We start from the raw sequence: 18,908 nt of genomic DNA on the forward strand, positions 1-18,908 counted from the left end.
AACTATATAGAATTTTACTTTGATTGTCAAACCTTTTTTTGTAAAAAATAATACTGCTGTAAATATATTAAGAATCTCCAATTGATTTGTCAGAAATAAATACGGTGGCACCGCCGTGAGCCAAGGTCTCACAGCTTAGCTGTCTACGTGGCTGTAAATCGGCTGAAGCCGAAACATCCACTGTGCGTCAGCTATGCTTTACACCGTTATTTCTGGCAAATCAATTGGAGATTCTTTCCTACCTGAAAAAAATTTTTTCCATAAGTATTTACCTATCTTCAAATTTCTAAAGTAAGCGAAAAAACAAAAAAGCACTACAAGATCAATCAAAACTGATTCTTGTAATGCTTTTGGAGTAATCTTATTTAGATTTAATATAGGTTGTTCCGTTGGCTGCTGGACCTTCTGATTTACCGATAAAGCCAACTAATACCACGATCGTAATAATATATGGAGCAATATTCAACCATACAGATGGAATATCTTTAATGATTGGAATATAGTTTCCGATAACACCAAGACTTTGTGCTAGACCAAATAATAGTGCAGAGAACATCACACCAATTGGATTCCATTTACCGAAAATCATAGCTGCCATAGCGATAAACCCTTGTCCAACAATTGTAGCGTGTGAGAAGTTTAGGGTGATAGATTGAGAAACAACAGCTCCACCTACTCCACCTAAAAACCCAGAAATCATCACACCCGCATAACGCATTAGGTAAACATTAATCCCTAAGGTATCTGCCGCTTTTGGATGCTCCCCTACAGAACGTAAACGTAGACCAAACTTAGTTTTAAATAAAATAAAGTAACATAGAATAGCTACAAGCATAGCTAGATAAGCTGGTGCTGAAGTATCTGTAAAGAAAATCCGTCCAATAATAGGAATAGAACTTAAAACTGGAATGGTTGTTTTACCAAAGTTCTGCGTAATGATCTCTGTTTGCCCTTTTTGATCGAAGAGCATACGTGTTAAGAAAATAGCTAGGGCTGGTGCCAACATATTCATTACAGTACCAGAAACAATATGGTCTGCTCGTAAGTTGACAGTTGCAACAGCATGAATGATAGAAAACAATGCACCCACAATCCCGGAAACAAGTAGAGCTACCCAAGGTGTCCATGCCCCTAAGGAATTTGCAAAATTTAAGTTAAAGATGATAGCTGTAAAGGCACCCATAACCATGATCCCTTCCAAGCCCACGTTAACAATACCACTTCGTTCTGAGAAGGTTCCACCAAGGCCAGTAAAAATTAAAGGTGTGGAGTAAATTAACATTGAGCTAACAATGATCGATAAGACCGTCATTATATCCATACTAGTTCACCTTCTCTTTCTTTGTAAAATGAAATTTATCAAATAAATATGTGATAATGTAGCTTGCTCCAACAAAGAAAATGATAGAAGCCATCACAATACTTACAACTTCTTTTGGTACTTGAGCTACTAGAGGCATAGAGTTGCCACCAATACGTAAAATACCAAAAATTAAAGCTGAAAATACAATACCAAATGGATTTCCTGATCCTAACAAGGAAACCGCTAAACCATCAAAACCAATATCTGGCAAAGCGCTAAATGTAAAGATATTTTGGAAAGTTCCTAATCCTTCCATAGCACCACCTAAACCAGCCAGTGCTCCTGAGATTAACATGGCTAAAATAATATTTTTCTTAGCGCTCATCCCAGCATATTCAGCCGCAAATTTGTTTAAACCAACTGTCTTTAATTCAAAACCAACAATCGTTTTATTCATAAGAACCCAAACAAAAATCACAGCAGCTATAGCTACAAAGATACCTAAGTGAAGGGTAGAGTTTTGCGTTAACTGGGTCAACCAAGTAGCTCTAAGAGTTGCATTTTCGGAGATTTTAGCAGTGGCATCTGCTTTTTCCGTCAACACTTCACGGATTAAATAGTTTACAACAGATAAGGCTGTGTAGTTTAACATAATCGTTACGATAACCTCACTGGTGTTGAAATAAGCTCTCAAATAACCAGCAATACCTGCCCAAAGTGCTCCACCAAGTGCCCCAACAATTAAGCAAAGTGGCAATAAAAGAAAACGTGGTAAATCTGGGAATAGCAAAGCTGTCCAAACGGAGAAGAACCAACCAAATAGTGCTTGACCAGCAACCCCGATATTGAAGAAACCAGCTTTATAAGCTACTGAGAACCCTAACCCAACTAGGATTAATGGTGTAGCTTGTCTTAAGGTTTCACCAATAAAGAACGGTCTTCCTAAAGCACCTTTTAGCATAGCATCGTATCCTTTGATTGGGTCAAATCCGAAGATAAGCATGACAATTGCCCCTAAGACTAGTCCAAAAATAACAGAAAGAATTGGAACTAGAAAGGAACGTAATTTACTTTGACTCATATTGATTACACCCCTTCCACTGAAGTTACTTCAGTTTGTTCATTTGCTTGTTGTTTGTTTGAGCCAGCCATTAATAAGCCTAGTTCAGTTTCAGTAGTTTCTGAAGGTTTCACAACAGCAACAATTTCACCTTCATACATAACGGCAATTCTATCAGAAACATTTAGTATTTCATCTAACTCAAAACTCATCAGTAAGACAGCTTTTCCATTGTCTCTTTGTTCAATTAACCGCTTATGAATGAACTCAATCGCACCAACATCAAGTCCACGAGTTGGTTGTGCTGCAATCAGAACAGATGGATCACGGTGTAATTCACGAGCAATGATTGCTTTTTGTTGATTCCCACCAGACAAGGCTTTAGCAGGTACTTTTTCATTCACCGTACGAACATCAAACTCTTCAATTAGCTTCACTGCAAGATTTTCAATTTCTTTTTCTTGCAAGAATCCGTTTTTAGATAATGGATCTTTATAGTAAGTTTGTAGCGCAATATTCTCTTCTAAACGCATGTCTAAGACTAGCCCGTGTTTGTGACGGTCTTCTGGAATATGCCCAAAACCTGTTTCCGTAATCTTTCTTGGTTTAGCGTTGGTAATATCTGTTCCAGCAAGAAGAATTGTACCGCTCTCCACTGGTCTTAAACCAGAAATAGCTTGTATCAACTCACTTTGTCCATTACCATCAACCCCAGCAATTCCCAATACTTCTCCAGCATACAATTGCAAGTTTAAATGATCAACAGCTGTTAGATTCCTAGAATCTTTGACCACTAGATCCTTAATTTCTAAGGTTAGGTCAGTTGGATTTGCTGGCTTCTTAACTGTTTTAAAGGACACGGAACGACCAACCATCATATCGGCTAACTCTTGGTTAGAAACATCTTTAACCTGTACTGTATCAATGGATTTTCCACGTCGAATGATAGTACAACGATCAGCTACAGCTTTGATTTCTTTCAGTTTATGGGTGATTAGGATGATAGATTTTCCTTCTTCGGTCAATTTTTTCATGATAATCATTAATTCATCAATTTCTTGCGGTGTTAATACAGCAGTTGGTTCGTCAAAAATTAAAATTTCAGCTCCACGATAAAGGGTTTTTAAGATTTCTACCCTTTGTTCCATCCCAACCGTAATATCTTCAACACGAGCATCCGGATCTACTGTCAAGTGGTATTTACTAGATAATTCCATGATTTGCTTTTTAGCAGCTTTACGGTCCAGAATTCCCATGTTGGAAACTTCTTTCCCAAGCATGATGTTTTCTGTAACTGTGAATTTTTTTACCAACATAAAATGTTGGTGAACCATTCCAATCCCTAGTTGGTTGGCTTTGTTTGGAGAGTCAATTTTTACTTCCTCTCCGTTTACTTTGATTGTTCCTTCTGTAGGTTCCAATAGTCCTGAAAGAATATTCATTAAGGTTGACTTTCCTGCTCCGTTTTCACCAAGTAGTGCATGAATTTCACCTTTTCGAAGATTCAGGAAGATGTTGTCGTTGGCTTTAAATTCGCCAAACTGTTTTGTGATTCCTTCCATCTCAATAACATATGGTTGGTTAGTCACAGACCTCACTCCTTTACATAGTAGTTGCTAATACATTATAAGATATTTTCTATTAATTCTCTATCAAAATTCTATATAATAATATGAAAAAATTTAATAAGTGCTTTTATCATTTCAATTTAGTAGTTTCTAGCTTGGAAAAATAGCTGAAACTAAAGTAAAGGCTTACAAATATAAAGATAAAAATATTCCTTATGCAAAATGTAATGCAATTCTGATAAGGAATGCTGAAATCTAGAGGGAAAAACACACTCGTAAGGCACTGAGAATCCTCACGAGTGTAGTTACCTTTTAATACTTTTTAATTAAGGTTTTTCTGGTACTTCTTGTTTTCCATCAATGATTGCTTGTTTGTATTCGTTAACTTTAGCAATCACTTCAGGAGTTAATTGGCCATCTGTAAGACCAACACCATCATCAGCTAAACCGTAAACAATATTTTTTCCACCGTTATAGTTCCCTTTTTGAGCTTCTTCAGTAAATTTCTTAACAGAAGTTCCTACACCTTTTAAGGTTGATGTTAAAGTAACGTTACGAGAAGCATCCACAACACCTTCATTGGATTGATCTTGGTCCACCCCGATTACCCAAATTTCTTTGCTAGGGTCCGCTTGAACAATTTCTTTTGCTTCTGAGAAGAGACCAGTACCTACTGCACCTGCTGCGTGGAAGATAATATCAATATTGCTTGCATACATTGCTGAAGCCAATGATTTACCTTTAGCCGCGTCAACGAATGAATCTGCATACTGAACGCTAACTTCTGCGTCAGGTTTAACTGCTTTAACTCCAGCGACAAAACCTGCTTCAAAACGGTCGATAACATCTCCATGCATACCACCAATGAAACCAATTTTATTCGTTTTAGTGGTTAAACCAGCCGCAACTCCTGCTAAGAATGATGCTTCATGGTCACGGAAGTTAATGGAAGCAACGTTTGGTAAGTCAACAACTGAGTCTACAATTGCAAAGTTATTATTTGGGTTAGCTTTAGCTGCTTCAGTAATAGCATCTGCTAGCTTATAACCAATACCATAAATCATATTAAAATTTGATAAAACTGCAGTGTTTAAGTTGGTCACGTAGTCTGAATCAGAGTTTGATTGTAGATAATCGTATCCGCCAACACCTTTCGATTTACCGTTTTCTTTACCCCAGTCAGTTAATCCTTCCCAAGCACCTTGGTTAAATGATTTGTCATCAATACCACCTTGGTCAGTGATAATTACAGCAGAGAAATCTGATGTTGCAGTTGATGACGCCTCTGAAGTAGACTCGCCTGTTGCTGAACTTGATTCAGTTTTTCCTGAACCTCCACATGCTACTAAAGCAACGGATGCTCCAACTGTTAAGGCTAGTAAAGCTAGTTCTTTTTTTGTCTTCAAAGTAATACCCTCCATAAAATAGATTAGTTTTCTTAACAAGAATAGTTTACCATGTTTTTTCACAAAAGGAAACTATTTCTTTACAATATTTCTTTGTCGGATGAAAAACGTTCGGTTTCTGTTTCATGACCCGCGTTTTCATTTTCATTGTTTTCATTTTCTTTCTCAAATAGCTGAATATTCACTTTTCGTGGTTTACTTCCTTCTGATGGCCCGATATAGCCTCGTTCCTCAAGTTCATCAATTAAACGAGCAGCTCGGTTATATCCGATACGAAATTTTCGTTGCAGATATGAGGTACTGGTCGTCTCTTGTTCTCGCAACATTTCTACTGCTTCATAGAAGAGTTCGTCTTCTGGTTGGTCTTTGTTAGAATTGCCGGTATCACTAATCATCATTTCTTCAACATATTCTACTTCTTGTTGGTCTTTGACATAGTCGACAACGCGCTCCACTTCCGCATCCGTTAGATAGGCTCCTTGGACACGAATTGGTTTATTTTCACCCATCGGCATGTAGAGCATATCTCCTCTGCCTAAAAGTTTTTCAGCTCCACTGCTATCAATGATGGTTCGTGAGTCGGTTCCACTTGAAACGGCAAAAGCAATTCGAGATGGTACATTGGCCTTGATAATTCCCGTAATAACATCTACAGATGGTCTTTGGGTTGCTAGTACCATATGGATTCCAGCAGCCCGAGCCATTTGTGCAAGTCGAATAATAGCATCTTCGACTTCATTACTTGCTACCATCATTAAATCAGCTAACTCATCAACAATGACCAAAATATAAGGTAAAGTAGGGTTATTTTCGCCTGACTCTAAGTTGTATTGCACCAGATGAGAATTGTACCCATCGATATTCCGCATCCCCATAGAAGCAAACAATTCATAACGTTTTTCCATTTCAGCGACTACCTTTTGAAGAGCTTGTGCTGCTTTTCTTGGATTGGTAACCACAGGGGTCAGAAGATGTGGTATACCGTTATAGACATTTAACTCAACCATCTTAGGGTCAATCATCATTAGTTTGACTTCGTGTGGCTTCGTCTTCATCAAAATACTAGTAATGATACCATTGATACAAACTGATTTCCCACTACCGGTAGATCCAGCTATCAATAAATGGGGCATCTTAGTCAAATCAGCTAGACGAACATTGCCGGAAATATCTCTTCCTAAAGGAACATCCAATAATTTATCGGAATGGAGACTTGCTTGAATGACATCACTGAAAGAAACAAAACTGGTCTTGCTGTTAGGTACTTCAATTCCAATATAGGGTTTGCCAGGAATTGGCGCTTCAATCCGAATATCTTTTGCAGCTAGTGCCAAGGCAATATCATCACTGAGGTTAACAATTTTGCTAACTTTGACACCTACAGCTGGTTTAATCTCGAATTTAGTTACAGCTGGTCCAAGTTGTGGTTCTTGCATTACTTTGGCCTCAACCCCAAAACTCTTGAAAGTCTGTTCTAAAATTTGCATATTTTTTTTGATTAGATTTTTTTCATTAGTCTGGTCAGTTTTCGCAATTGGGTCAAGCAAGGTTACTGGCGGCAATTTATAGTCAACGTCTTCTTTTTGAGCATCAATTGAAAAATCATCTAATGGCTCATCATCAATCACCAATTTTGTTTGAATAATTTCTTTTGGTGCAGGCTTCATGACAGGATCAACTATTTCAGTTTGTACAGGATTGGAAACTGGTACTTCCTCAGGAGCATAGGCTTGGTAACGTAAATCTATCTCTTCTTCGTCATGAACCGTTAAGTCTTCCTCATCGTCTTGGAAGAGTGTATTCTTAATGCGGTTAATCATTGAATGACCAGGCTTCTCTTGATTCTTTTGAGAGCGTGATTCCGGCTGGATAGATTCAGATTTAGTGGCCTCTTCTTGTTTTTCTTCTTTACTTTGTTTAGCTTCTTGTCTTACTTCCTTGATCTTTCCACCGACATTTTCAGTGATAGTCCTACCATGCCCACGAACCACAGCCATGATATCAGAAAATTTGAGATCAAATACAATGGCTGCCACTAAGGAATACATGAGAGCTATTATGAAAAACGTTCCTAGTTGTGAGACTAGAAAATAGGTCGTTGAATAGATTGCTGCTCCAACTAGTCCCCCACCCAAGACCTGTCCTGATTGGTTCAATTGAAAATCTACTACAAAGCGGTTCATCGTTTCTTGTATCAAGTTTCCTTGACTTTGAAAAAATTGATTAAAAGTAATTGCTTCTATTAATAGTAACGTTGTGATATAAGTAATCCCTATTGCCAACTGATGTTTAAGGGCTAGCTTAGGTCTTTGACCTCTAATAATTAAATATAGTCCATAAAGCAGCATGGCTAAAAAGAAAAATCTATCTGTTTCTCCAACTAAAAGCCTAATTAGATTAGCTAAAACTTGTCCTAAATAGCCTAAACGAACACCACCTAAAATAGCTAAAAAAGCCAAAATAACACCCGTCAATTCAATGGATAAACTAAAGTTCTTCTTGCTTGATTTTCTTCTACTTGTATTTCTATTGGTAGATCTATTACTAGCTCTGCCTTTATTTTGCGGTTTTTTTGCCACGATATCCCTCCACTTACTGAAACAAATTTCTATTTTATGTTATTAGACATTCTCAAAAATTTTATTATTCATATCCACCAACATCAAGCCTGTATAAAGTTGCAAATACTCCACACAGTCTTCACAGTAGAACAAGTCATCCTCATTCCAAAAGGCAGACGAATAGTCGAATTTTTGACGTATATACTGATAGGACTTCTTAAAGTCATTGAATTTAGCTTGGTAATAGTCCTTAGCCTCGTTAATGTCCTCAAAGTCCACAGAGTCTATAATATCCTCTTGCCAATCCTCAAAAAACCACCAGGGCTCAATAGCACCCTTCATAATAATTACTCGAAACATTTACTCTTCACCTCTTGCAAATTATACCATTCTTTCAATAAGGAAGAAACCAGTTAGAATTACACACCTTGCACTTGCAAGTCCAAATTTTCTTCGTTACTATTAAAGTAATAATTAAGCATTAGGTAAAATAATTCTAATCTAATACATTAATATTATAACCATAAGAAAGCCACTAGCCCATCTGTCGGACATAACGGTGTAGAGCATAGCTGATGCACAGTGGGTGTTTGGCGCTTTCGCCAATTACAGCCACGTAGACAGCTAAGCCGTGAGACCAAGGCTCACGGCGATGCCACCGTTCTTATGTCTGACAGATGGGCTAGTGACTCGGATACAGTTGATTAGCAAAAACATTTCCCTAAACCTAGCATTTCAAATTAAACAGTTGGAGGTATAACAAATGGAAACTATCTCAATTCGAGTATACGGACGAGTACAAGGTGTCGGCTTTCGCTACTTTACCAAACTCTTAGCTGACAAGATGACCATTCGAGGAACAGTAGAAAACAAGATAGATGGATCCGTAAAAATCATAGCACAAGCCGAACCAGATCTCTTAGAAGCCTTCCTATTAGAAGTCAAAAAATCTCCTGCACCCTATGGAAAAGTCACAAAAACAGAAGTAGAAAGAATACAGGAAAATAAAGAATACACAAATTTTAAGGTTACAAATTGAAAAGGCTCTAAAAATACAGTACAATAGTATTTGTCTATTTTAAAAACTACCAAAGAAAGAATGTGAATCATGAAATTTTCAAAAACAACTAAGTTAGCGACCCTCTTGGCAACAAGTGCGCTATTCTTAGCAGGTTGCGTCCAATATGACGCAAATAGAAACCCACACGGCGTAATCTATGAGTATATGGTTCTTCCAACTCAAGCAGCCATGGATTGGTTAGCAGCAACATTTAACGGCAGTTATGGAATGGCTATTATCATCATTTCAGTTATTATCCGTCTCTTGTTGATGCCATCTACATTCAAACAATCTAGAACAATGTTGATCCAGCAAGAAAAAACTGCCAAGGTAAAACCATATGTGGATGAAATCAACGCTAGAGCTAAAGCAGCCACTAGCCCTGAAGAAAGAGCAACCATCCAACAAGAACAAATGGAGCTTTATCGTTTGAATGATATTAGCTTAACTGGTTCTGTAGCAAGTGGATGTTTGCCGTTGTTAATTCAACTGCCAATCTTCAACGCCATGTACAACGCTATCCACCTATCGCCAAAAATTGCAGAAAGTAGCTTCCTAGGAATCCCATTAGGACAACCATTTATACCTCTTGCTTTAGCAGCTGGTGTGATATATTTCTTACAAAGTTACCTTTCTCAAGCTAATATGGCACCGGAGCAAAAACAACAGATGAGAACCATGCTCTTTATGAGCCCAGCAATGATCTTGCTCTTCACTTGGAGTTCTCCTGCTGGATTAGGTCTATACTTCTTCATTGGTGGAGTTTTTGCGCTGCTACAAACATGGATTCAAAACAGCATCATTCGCCCTCGCGTGAAAGTTGAAATTGATGCAGAACTAGCAGACAAAGAAGTTATTCTACCTAAGAAAACCAAATCAGGAGCTACAACATCTCCACAAGCCCAAGAAACATTTGCTGCTATTCGTAACAGAAATAACTCACGTAACCAAAACCAATCAAGAAACAGCGGCAAACAAAACCGCAAAAAATAATCTAAAAAAAGTGGTTCTCACAGAATATGTGAGAACCACTTTTTTTGTCTAACATTCAGAAGGCTAAGATAACATTTATTGGAAGTTCACTTTTATTACTAACGCAAAAGAGTCTAATGTAGAAATCAATTTTATTCATTATAGATTTTTTACCCAGCCATTCGATTCTATAAACAAACACAACTTATATTCCAGCTAGCCTACTACTCATCAGATAAACTAGGATGAATCCTACCCTCAGTCCGAATAATTGGCAACTTCATTCTAAAAATAGATCCATGATTCAATTGACTAGTCACAGTAATTTCCCCATTATAACTAGCTACCAATTCTTTAGCAATAGAAAGACCTAAACCAGTCCCACCCTTTTGACGAGAACGAGCCTTATCGACACGGTAAAAACGTGAAAAGACTTTACGACGATCCTCATCCGTCATTCCCATACCAAAGTCTTGAATAGCAATTTCAACCTTGTTCATACTCATAGATAAACTAACAATAATTTCCTTTCTATCCAAAGAATACTTAACAGCATTGTCTAAGAGGATAATACAAATTTGTTGAAAATGGTTAGAAAACATCTGAATGACAACTTCCCTAGACAAATCAGAGTCAAAGACAAATTTATAATCCGGATAAAGAATTTTAAAATTATCGACAATAGATTTTACAGACTGAAACACACTTGTTTCTGCGTCTTTATACTGCTCTTTTACTTGAGAAGCTCTAGATAAATCTAGCATTTCTTGTACCAAGACCTTCATACGTTCCAGCTCAGTCAAAGAGGAAGCCAAGGATTCTTCAAGTATTTCAGGGTCATTTTTCCCCCATCTATTCAATAGTTTTAAATGCCCTTCAACAATAGCTACAGGTGTTCTAAGTTCATGGGAGACATCTTCAACGAAGTGTTTTTGTTGTTCTATATAAAAACTAATCTTGGTTAATAATTCATTAAAACCGTCAACAACCGCTTTTAATTCTTGATTGTTGGTTGGAATTTCCAGCCTTGTACTAGAAATATTCTCATCAGTAATAGAAGTTATGAGTTTTTGAATTTCTTTCAATGGTCTAGATAATTGATAGGCCAAAACATAACCTAAGCCAACTGAAACAACCAAACCAGCTAGTACTAACCATAAAAAATAAGTCCATAACATTTTTTGTGTTGTATAATATTGCTGCAAACGATTGGTCACTTGAACATAACCAATAAGCATCCTACTGGTTTTGTTAAAAACCGGTCCACCACTTTGAATAATAGTCCGATTATTGTCGGTAACTTCTTTACTATAAAATTGTGTTGAAGGAAGCTGTTGATGGTACCAATTCTGGGTTTGAAAAATCATCTGCTTGGAATTATTAAAAACTTGAATATTAATCTCACTTGGCAATAGACTATCTAATTGTTGAGTCGGTTTGACCAACTCTATGTCTGTTAATTCATAGTGATTGGTATCATTTAAACGATTGAGAACCTGCGTTTGAATAAGATTCTCTTCTTCATTTGAAAAAATAGTGATTAAATCTTGTGTATATTTCTCGGTTTTTTCTAATTGGCTAGCTTTTTGAGCGTTTAATTCCTTTTGCATCATCATCCAAGTAAAGAATATCAATAGGAAAAAAATAGTGGTTGAAATAATCAACCACCACTTCTTTAATACAGACATGCCTGAAAAAGGAAGATTACTCAGTCGATTAACTCTATTGAGCAAAGTCATCCCTCCTATTGTCTCATCACATAACCTGTTCCACGAACTGTCTGAATGTAACTTTCTTTGCCAGGTTCATCAATCTTATTGCGGAGATAACGAATATAAACATCCACTACGTTGGTTTCAACTTCCATCTTGTAGCCCCAAACCTTGTTTAGCAGGACTTCACGTGAAAGAACCACATTAATGTTTTCCATCAGCATCAATAGGAGTTCATATTCTCTTTTAGTCAACTCAATCACTTGACCAGCACGACGAACAACACGGTTTTCTTTTTCAATTAAAATATCTTGATAAACAACAGTAGTTTGCTTGTGTTTACGAGTTTCTTCCTCAATATCAAGACGACGGAAAAGTGCACGAATTCTAGCCAAAAGTTCTTCGATGGCAAATGGTTTTACAATATAATCATCGGCTCCTTGATCCAAACCAGAAACACGGTCAATCACAGAGTCACGGGCTGTCATAATAATAATTGGTGTATCTTTCAGAGGGCGCAAACGACGTACAATTTCTAAGCCATTTAATTCTGGTAACATCAAATCAAGTAAAATAACATCCCAGTCTTCATCAATGGCAGCTTGAAGACCTGTTCTTCCGTCATTGCAAATCATGGTTTCGTAACCTTCGTGTTGTAATTCTAATTCAACAAATCTTCCTAAGTTCTTCTCATCTTCTATAATGAGAATTCGTAATTTTTGGCTCATAAAATTCCCCCTAATCCATCTATATACAGGCTTATTCATTATTCAGATTCTAATCTATTCCTAATTTTATCACAGTTGATAGAGTTTTCACAGTCTAAGATGAGAAAAAAATTGTAAAAGACTAAAAATTTCTTTAGTCTTTTACAATTTATGAATTATGCTTGAGGAATTTCGATTTCATTTGCCCAATCAAAGTGATAGGTTCCTGGTTTGTCCACACGTTCATAGGTATGGGCACCAAAGTAATCTCTTTGTGCTTGGATTAAATTAGCTGGCAATGTTTCAGAACGGTAAGCATCAAAATAAGCCAAGGCTGATGAAAAAGTAGGTGTTGGGATTCCAGCTTTAACAGCTGTAATAACGATATCACGTGCTGCACTTTGGTAAGATTCAGTAACGTATAAGAAATACTTATCTAATAATAAGTTTTTCAAATCTGCATCTCTCTCAAAGGCATCTGTAATCTTTTGTAAGAATTGTGCACGGATAATACATCCTGCGCGGAAGATTTTAGCAATCTCTCCGTACTGTAAATCCCAGTTGTAAGCTTCACTAGCAACTCTCATTTGTGCAAAACCTTGAGCGTAGCTCATAATTTTTGAGAAGTAGAGTCCCTTACGAACAGATTCAATTAATTCTTGTTTTTCATTTTGGCTTAGTTCTGGTTCTTTAATTGCGGCCAATTCTTTACTCGCTAAAGTACGTTCGTCTTTCAAAGTGGAGATGAAACGTGCGAATACTGATTCAGTAATTAGTGGTAGTGGCACGCCTAGATCAAGAGCGCTTTGTGATGTCCATTTGCCAGTACCCTTGTTGCCAGCTTTGTCCAAAATAACATCTACCATTGGCTTGCCGGTTTCTGGGTCATATTTGGTTAAGATATCTGCAGTAATCTCAATTAGGTAGCTGTCTAGCTCGCCAGCATTCCACTCTTTAAAGGTAGCAGCAATTTCTTCTATGCTTAAGCCACCGACACGTCTTAGAATGTCATAAGCTTCTGCGATTAATTGCATGTCGCCATATTCTATACCGTTGTGAACCATTTTAACATAGTGCCCAGCACCATTTTCACCGATATAAGTGACACATGGAGCACCATCATCAGCTTTGGCAGCAATTTCTTCGAGAATTGGTGCGACTAAATCATAGGCTTCCTTCTGTCCCCCTGGCATGATAGATGGTCCTAAGAGAGCGCCTTCTTCCCCACCGGAAACGCCAGTACCGATAAAGTTGATTCCTGAATTAGCTAACTCCTCATTACGACGAATGGTATCTTTGAAGAAAGTATTACCTCCATCAATTAGCACGTCACCTTTGTCTAAATGTGGCAATAAACTTTGAATCGTTTTATCCGTTGCTTCTCCAGCTTTGACCATTAACAAGATTCTTCTTGGTGTTTCAAGCGATTGAACAAATTCTTCCACGGAATAAGTTGGGACTAATTTTTTCCCTGGGTTCTCTGCTATGACTTCATCTGTCTTTGAAGATGTGCGATTAAAGATAGATACAGTATATCCTCTGCTCTCAATGTTTAGTGCTAGGTTACGACCCATTACAGCCATTCCTACAACACCAATTTGTTGTTTTGACATTCTAACTTCCTCCATATCGTCTTGTTTCTCATACTACTACATACTATCAAAAATTATTAGTTTTGGAAAGCAACACGGACTATTTTATTTGATATTGAAGCTATTGACCCGTATAAGACAAAATATTTGATAAAGTCTCTGATTTAGCTTGAAAAAATAAGAAAATCCGTTAAACTAGTAAAGAAGTATCAGATGAAGGAGCGTATTTATAATGGCTAAAAATAAAGCTGAAAAGAAAAATCTAACCACTATGGAAAAAATCACACGTGTTGTTGTTTGGTTAATGCTTTTCGCTATGGTTGGCACTGCATTTATCACACTTTTCTATGCAATTGCCTCTTACATGGGTTTTTAATAAAAAATAAGCCTACTAGCTTTTCAATGATCTCCGATTGAGGTCACTGATTAGTCAAGTAGGCTTTTTTTATTTTATTTGCGTTTTATTTTGCCGTTCCAAGCATCAAATCCGCCTTTTAAGATAACAATATTATTGTAACCAGCACGTTTCAATCTGAAAGCTGCTCGTCCACTAACATTGACACCCATATCGTAAAGGTATACCGGTTGGTCTTTACGAATTTCGCCCATACGAGCCTTGAATTGAGAATTTGGAATGTTTCTAGCACCTAAGATATGAGCATTATTAAACTCATCACGCTCACGTAGATCAATCAGTTGAACCTTTCTTAAATCTTGACCAAATTCTTGTGCCGTAACAGTTTTTGCTGAATAACGGCGAATAGCATACAAGACACCTAAATAAATGCCGTATACAACGAAAAAGCTAATTAAGGTAATATTTATAATTCGTAATGTATCATTATTCATGTAGTTTACTTACTCCTAGCAATCATTTTTTTATGTTTCTTAAAGCTTACTTTACAACTAAAGAAGCTGCACCGATAACTCCGGCATCATTTCCTAGCTTAGCTAAAGAAATTTTGGTGGATTCTCTAACTTGTTTAAAGGTATATTGGTCGAATTGTTTTTTAACCCCATCCAATAAGAAACTTCCAGCAGCAGATACACCACCACCAATAACAATGGTTGACGGATTCAAAAGGTTTCCGATATGTGCACAAGCTAGACCCAGATAAAAGGAGAAGCGTTCAAAAACAATTAACGCTAAAGGATCATCATCTTTTGCCAAATCAAATACATCCTTAGCCGTCACTTCTTGGCCATCATCGACCATGTTTTTCAAGACTGAATCACCTGCAAATTCTTCAGAATAACGACGAGTTAAGTTGACAATACCTGTAGCACTTGCGACGGTTTCTAAACAGCCAGTTTTCCCACAAGTACAGTCAAAAGGATGGTCAAAGTCTACTGTCAAATGACCAATTTCTCCACCAGCACCGGCACAGCCATGAATCAATTGGTTTTCTGCGATAATACCGCCGCCAACACCAGTTCCAAGTGTAATAAATACTACGTCTGGATCGTTATCACCAGCACCTACCCATTTTTCACCAAGAGCTGCAACGTTAGCATCATTGTCAATATAAAAAGGCAACTCTATTGCACCCTCAATCTTTTCTTTGACAGGTTGCAAAGTTTTCCAGTTAAGATTATAGGCACCAATAACCGTTCCTTTTTCACGATCTACCACACCAGGCGACCCCATTCCGATTCCTAAAATAGATGCTTTATCCAGTTGGTAGGTTTCCAAACGATGCTTAATTGATGCAATAATATCGTCAACAATATGGCTACCCTCGTCTAAAATATTCGTTGGAATAGACCATTTTTGCTGAATTTCACCTTCTAGCGTTAAGATTGCTAACTTAATTGATGTTCCGCCCAAGTCAATACCAATTATTTTCTTTTCCATTTGGTCTCTCTCCATTTCATACAATTCTTTTTCTTTACTAGTATATCAATATCCGCGTCCCATTCCTAGTACAAAAAATGCTCCAGCAATTAAAATATAGGCAACCGCAAAAATTAATCGTTGCAAGCTTGTGGTTCTACGATCTCCTCTGAAACTAATCACTCCTGCGATTAGAAAGCCACCAATCAAACCACCCATATGGCCATAAACATCTATATTGCCACCAAAGAATCCAAAAACAACATTAATAGCAATCAAAAAGCCATAAGTAGCCCCTAATTGTCTGAAGGAATAGATGTAACTATGCTTATAGGACAAGTAAATAATAAGTCCAAACAGCCCAAACAGTGACGTGCTTGCTCCTGCTGATACAGCTGTTGAAAAGGCAAAACTCATCAGGTTACCAAGAATACCACTCAAGAGATACAGTGTTGCAAAGCGCCATCTGCCAATAATATTTTCTAATTGATTTCCAAGGAAATATAGCAAAATACTATTCATAAACAAATGCTCAAAACCTATATGAAGAAAAATGGGTGTAATAAAACGCCAATATTCTCCTAACTGAATGTAGGGATTAAACTTTGCTCCAAAATTGACTAATACTCTTACATCCGTCGAACCACCTGCAAAACTCATTAAAATAAATAGCACAACCTGAATCAATAAGAAAATATTTGCTGCAGAGATATTCTCCTTTATTGTACGAATATATCGGTCTCTTTTCCACGGGTTCATCTACTGTACACTCCTCTGTTTGAGATAATTAGGTCTATACGTTTGTCAGTTTTTTCTGTAGGCCAAATAGTTTTGGGAAAAATTTGACAGGAATAAGCTATGCTGAGAGTCTTTCCATCATAATTAGTCAAGGTTCGATCATAATAGCCGCCACCAAATCCCACCCGATCTCCGTCTTCTGAATAAGCCAGTCCCGGTACAATAATGACATCTAATTGATTTAGCTCAATTGCTTGACTATGCTCCGTTTCAATAGGTTGTTTAACCCCAAAACGAGTCTCCTGCAAGAGAGTATCCTCATCCCATAATACAAAATTTAAGCTTTTATCTGCTTGCATGACGGGTAAAAATAATTGTTTTTTATAATTTCTAGCTTCCTTGACTAGAAGTTCTAAGTTAAATTCAAATTCCATAGGGATAGTTATGGCAATTTTTTTAGCTTCTTGCCAAAGAGTCAACTTGACTAGTGAGTCATAAATCTCTTCTTCTTGGGCAAGTCGTTCTTCTGGTAGTAAACGTTTTAAGTTCCGTATAATTTGCTTGCGCAAAATTTTTTTATCGATTAAGGTATTCTCTATCTTATCCGTCAGACTCTTCACCTCCAAAACTTACTACCTTTAGTGTAATCTACATATGAAAAAAAGGCTAGAACAAAGTGTCCCAGCCTTTCTTTATTCGCTTTGATTCTTCTCGTGCAAAATGTCTTATTACTTAGTTTCGCGGTGTAAAGTTACACGACGTTCGCGTGGACAGTATTTTTTAACTTCCAAACGCTCAGGATTGTTTCTTTTATTTTTCTTTGAAAGATAGTTTCTTTCTTTACATTCTGTACATTCAAGAGTAATGTTTAAGCGCATGATATTCCCTCCATGTCTGTATATATTGAAGACCTATATCTTCTAACCTAAAATATTCTACCACTATTCCCTCGTCATTTCCATAGTTTTTAAACAAATATGTAAAAATTCTTTTCAAATGACTCAAATTTAAAAGAAAAGAAAATGAAATATACTTGTAAGCGTAAATTTATCGGGATTTCTTGCGCTTTCCATAACTTTTCTTTACAATAAGGATATAAAATATTAAATGAGGTGAAAATATGCAAGTATGGATAGTTGTTATTGGGCTATTAGCTTTAGCAGTTATTTTCTTATTCATTTCCTTGTTCCTAAAAGATAACAACAATGATGAGGAAATCGATGAGTTAAGCGAAAGCCTACTAGAATTGAACAGAGAGATTTATTATCTAAAGAAAAAGATTCAAGAATTGGAAGGAACTCCAAAAGTTATTCAAACACCAACGACGTTTGAAGCTGAACCATTGTATGCAGCACCAGCTCCTACACCGCCAGTTTCAACTCCAAGCTTTACAGCTGAGACCACTACCTTTGAAGCACCAATCGTAGAAGAAACACCAACAGACTCTAAACGTCTACACAATATCACAAAGCAACATATCATTACCCTTTACAGTCACGGTTCTACCTTAGAGGAAATTACTGAACAATTAAACGTTCCTCTTACAACTGTACAATTGGTAGTAGATAATTACTTTGAAACAGATCCAAAATAATCCAGTAAAGTTGGAAAGGAGAAAGATTCATGAGAAAAACTAAATTTCGTTCCCTTGGTATTGGATTTCTAATTTCTGCAATACTACTTGTACTTGTTACATTTATCTGGCCATTTGTTCCACAATCATTAAAATCACAGCTAAGTTCTCTTAACTTACCGATTGTTTCTGAAGGAACGGCTAATGCTGAATTGCAATCTTCCTATGATTCATTAGTTGCTGAGAGTAGTTCAGCTGCTGAGTCATACAAAGCTGCCCTGGCTAGTCATTCTTCAGCAGCTACTTCAAACTCGTCTACCGCTAGTTCAAGCACACCAGCAGCAACTGGCCCAGTAGAATTCACCATTTCAGAAGGTGAAACTTCTACTTCTGTTGCTGAACGTCTACACGCAGCTGGGCTTGTCGATGATGCGGCAGCATTTGAAAGCTTCTTAGAAACGAATGGTTATGTACCAAATATTTGGGTGGGAACTTTTGAATTAAGACCAGGCATGACTTATCAAGAAATTGCCGCTATTATTGCACCAAACACGTAAGAAACTCTATTTGAATAGTAGAACGAACCTTCGAGAGCATTTTCTCGAAGGTTTTTTCATTGCTTGCTTGAGAAACCTTATTGATATGAGTTTCCCATCTAATACATAAAGAGCCTCCAGATCCCTTATCAGAAATGAGAACGGTGGCACCGCCATGTTCCTCGTTCTCCTAGTTGAGCTGTCCATGTGGTTGCAAAGGGTCTGGGCAAAAAGTCCATGCTGCTATTTAAACAAAAGAGTTTTGCAAAAAAGGTTATCAGAAATA

General features: G+C 37.1%; 19 protein-coding genes. 5 read left to right on the plus strand and 14 right to left on the minus strand.

Annotated elements, in window-relative coordinates:
- Positions 1 to 361: 361 nt before the first annotated feature.
- From NPA36_RS00685 to NPA36_RS00710, 6 genes are all read right to left on the minus strand, one after another.
- Positions 362 to 1,321: an ABC transporter permease gene (locus NPA36_RS00685; protein WP_256944196.1), complete on the minus strand. Its 960-nt coding sequence runs from the start codon at positions 1,319 to 1,321 to the stop codon at positions 362 to 364.
- 1 nt (position 1,322) lies between these two features.
- Positions 1,323 to 2,384 carry an ABC transporter permease gene (locus NPA36_RS00690; protein WP_256944197.1) on the minus strand — a complete coding sequence of 354 codons (1,062 nt, stop codon included), beginning with the start codon at positions 2,382 to 2,384 and terminating at the stop codon, positions 1,323 to 1,325.
- Positions 2,385 to 2,389: 5 nt separating this feature from the next.
- The gene (locus NPA36_RS00695) at positions 2,390 to 3,925 is read right to left on the minus strand and encodes an ABC transporter ATP-binding protein (RefSeq protein ID WP_256944467.1); all 1,536 of its coding nucleotides are present in this window, start codon (positions 3,923 to 3,925) and stop codon (positions 2,390 to 2,392) included.
- A 332-nt stretch (positions 3,926 to 4,257) separates the two neighbouring features.
- A complete protein-coding gene (locus NPA36_RS00700) occupies positions 4,258 to 5,337 on the minus strand; it encodes a BMP family lipoprotein (protein ID WP_407932748.1) in 1,080 nt (359 codons plus the stop codon).
- An 80-nt stretch (positions 5,338 to 5,417) separates the two neighbouring features.
- Positions 5,418 to 7,916: a DNA translocase FtsK gene (locus NPA36_RS00705; RefSeq protein WP_256944198.1), complete on the minus strand. Its 2,499-nt coding sequence runs from the start codon at positions 7,914 to 7,916 to the stop codon at positions 5,418 to 5,420.
- Between the two features lie 42 nt (positions 7,917 to 7,958).
- Positions 7,959 to 8,258: a DUF1033 family protein gene (locus NPA36_RS00710; protein ID WP_256944199.1), complete on the minus strand. Its 300-nt coding sequence runs from the start codon at positions 8,256 to 8,258 to the stop codon at positions 7,959 to 7,961.
- Positions 8,259 to 8,661: 403 nt separating this feature from the next.
- Here NPA36_RS00710 and NPA36_RS00715 point away from each other — a divergent pair, with 403 nt between their 5' ends.
- Together NPA36_RS00715 and yidC are read left to right on the plus strand one after the other, a co-directional pair.
- Positions 8,662 to 8,937, plus strand: coding sequence for an acylphosphatase (locus tag NPA36_RS00715; RefSeq protein WP_256944200.1), 276 nt, complete (start codon positions 8,662 to 8,664; stop codon positions 8,935 to 8,937).
- A 69-nt stretch (positions 8,938 to 9,006) separates the two neighbouring features.
- The gene (yidC, locus tag NPA36_RS00720; protein ID WP_256944201.1) at positions 9,007 to 9,951 is read left to right on the plus strand and encodes a membrane protein insertase YidC; all 945 of its coding nucleotides are present in this window, start codon (positions 9,007 to 9,009) and stop codon (positions 9,949 to 9,951) included.
- A gap of 203 nt (positions 9,952 to 10,154) precedes the next feature.
- Here the strand turns inward: yidC and NPA36_RS00725 are convergent, their stop codons facing one another.
- The 3 genes from NPA36_RS00725 to gndA form a co-directional block, all read right to left on the minus strand.
- A complete protein-coding gene (locus NPA36_RS00725; protein ID WP_256944202.1) occupies positions 10,155 to 11,663 on the minus strand; it encodes a HAMP domain-containing histidine kinase in 1,509 nt (502 codons plus the stop codon).
- 11 nt (positions 11,664 to 11,674) lie between these two features.
- Positions 11,675 to 12,370, minus strand: a complete 696-nt coding sequence (locus NPA36_RS00730) for a response regulator transcription factor (protein ID WP_256944203.1) — start codon at positions 12,368 to 12,370, stop codon at positions 11,675 to 11,677.
- A 155-nt stretch (positions 12,371 to 12,525) separates the two neighbouring features.
- On the minus strand, positions 12,526 to 13,962 hold the full coding sequence (gndA, locus tag NPA36_RS00735) for an NADP-dependent phosphogluconate dehydrogenase (protein ID WP_256944204.1): 1,437 nt from the start codon (positions 13,960 to 13,962) through the stop codon (positions 12,526 to 12,528).
- Between the two features lie 211 nt (positions 13,963 to 14,173).
- Between gndA and NPA36_RS00740 the strand changes: the two genes are divergently transcribed.
- The gene (locus tag NPA36_RS00740; RefSeq protein ID WP_256944205.1) at positions 14,174 to 14,317 is read left to right on the plus strand and encodes a DUF4044 domain-containing protein; all 144 of its coding nucleotides are present in this window, start codon (positions 14,174 to 14,176) and stop codon (positions 14,315 to 14,317) included.
- 74 nt (positions 14,318 to 14,391) lie between these two features.
- Here NPA36_RS00740 and NPA36_RS00745 read toward each other — a convergent pair whose 3' ends face one another.
- From NPA36_RS00745 to rpmG, 5 genes are all read right to left on the minus strand, one after another.
- The gene (locus tag NPA36_RS00745) at positions 14,392 to 14,790 is read right to left on the minus strand and encodes a rhodanese-like domain-containing protein (protein ID WP_256944206.1); all 399 of its coding nucleotides are present in this window, start codon (positions 14,788 to 14,790) and stop codon (positions 14,392 to 14,394) included.
- A 46-nt stretch (positions 14,791 to 14,836) separates the two neighbouring features.
- Positions 14,837 to 15,796, minus strand: coding sequence for an ROK family glucokinase (locus tag NPA36_RS00750; RefSeq protein ID WP_256944207.1), 960 nt, complete (start codon positions 15,794 to 15,796; stop codon positions 14,837 to 14,839).
- Between the two features lie 45 nt (positions 15,797 to 15,841).
- Positions 15,842 to 16,534, minus strand: a complete 693-nt coding sequence (locus NPA36_RS00755) for a rhomboid family intramembrane serine protease (protein ID WP_256944208.1) — start codon at positions 16,532 to 16,534, stop codon at positions 15,842 to 15,844.
- Positions 16,531 to 17,133, minus strand: coding sequence for a 5-formyltetrahydrofolate cyclo-ligase (locus tag NPA36_RS00760; RefSeq protein WP_256944469.1), 603 nt, complete (start codon positions 17,131 to 17,133; stop codon positions 16,531 to 16,533). Before NPA36_RS00760 ends, NPA36_RS00755 begins: the two co-directional genes overlap by 4 nt.
- A gap of 108 nt (positions 17,134 to 17,241) precedes the next feature.
- On the minus strand, positions 17,242 to 17,391 hold the full coding sequence (gene rpmG / locus NPA36_RS00765) for a 50S ribosomal protein L33 (RefSeq protein ID WP_256944209.1): 150 nt from the start codon (positions 17,389 to 17,391) through the stop codon (positions 17,242 to 17,244).
- Positions 17,392 to 17,633: 242 nt separating this feature from the next.
- Between rpmG and NPA36_RS00770 the strand changes: the two genes are divergently transcribed.
- Together NPA36_RS00770 and NPA36_RS00775 are read left to right on the plus strand one after the other, a co-directional pair.
- Complete coding sequence (locus NPA36_RS00770; protein ID WP_256944210.1) at positions 17,634 to 18,107, plus strand: helix-turn-helix domain-containing protein; 474 nt, start codon at positions 17,634 to 17,636, stop codon at positions 18,105 to 18,107.
- A gap of 29 nt (positions 18,108 to 18,136) precedes the next feature.
- Complete coding sequence (locus NPA36_RS00775) at positions 18,137 to 18,643, plus strand: hypothetical protein (RefSeq protein WP_256944211.1); 507 nt, start codon at positions 18,137 to 18,139, stop codon at positions 18,641 to 18,643.
- The last annotated feature ends 265 nt before the right edge of the window (positions 18,644 to 18,908 follow it).

The sequence above is a fragment of the Granulicatella seriolae genome (assembly GCF_024543085.1).
Taxonomy (GTDB): domain Bacteria; phylum Bacillota; class Bacilli; order Lactobacillales; family Aerococcaceae; genus Granulicatella; species Granulicatella seriolae.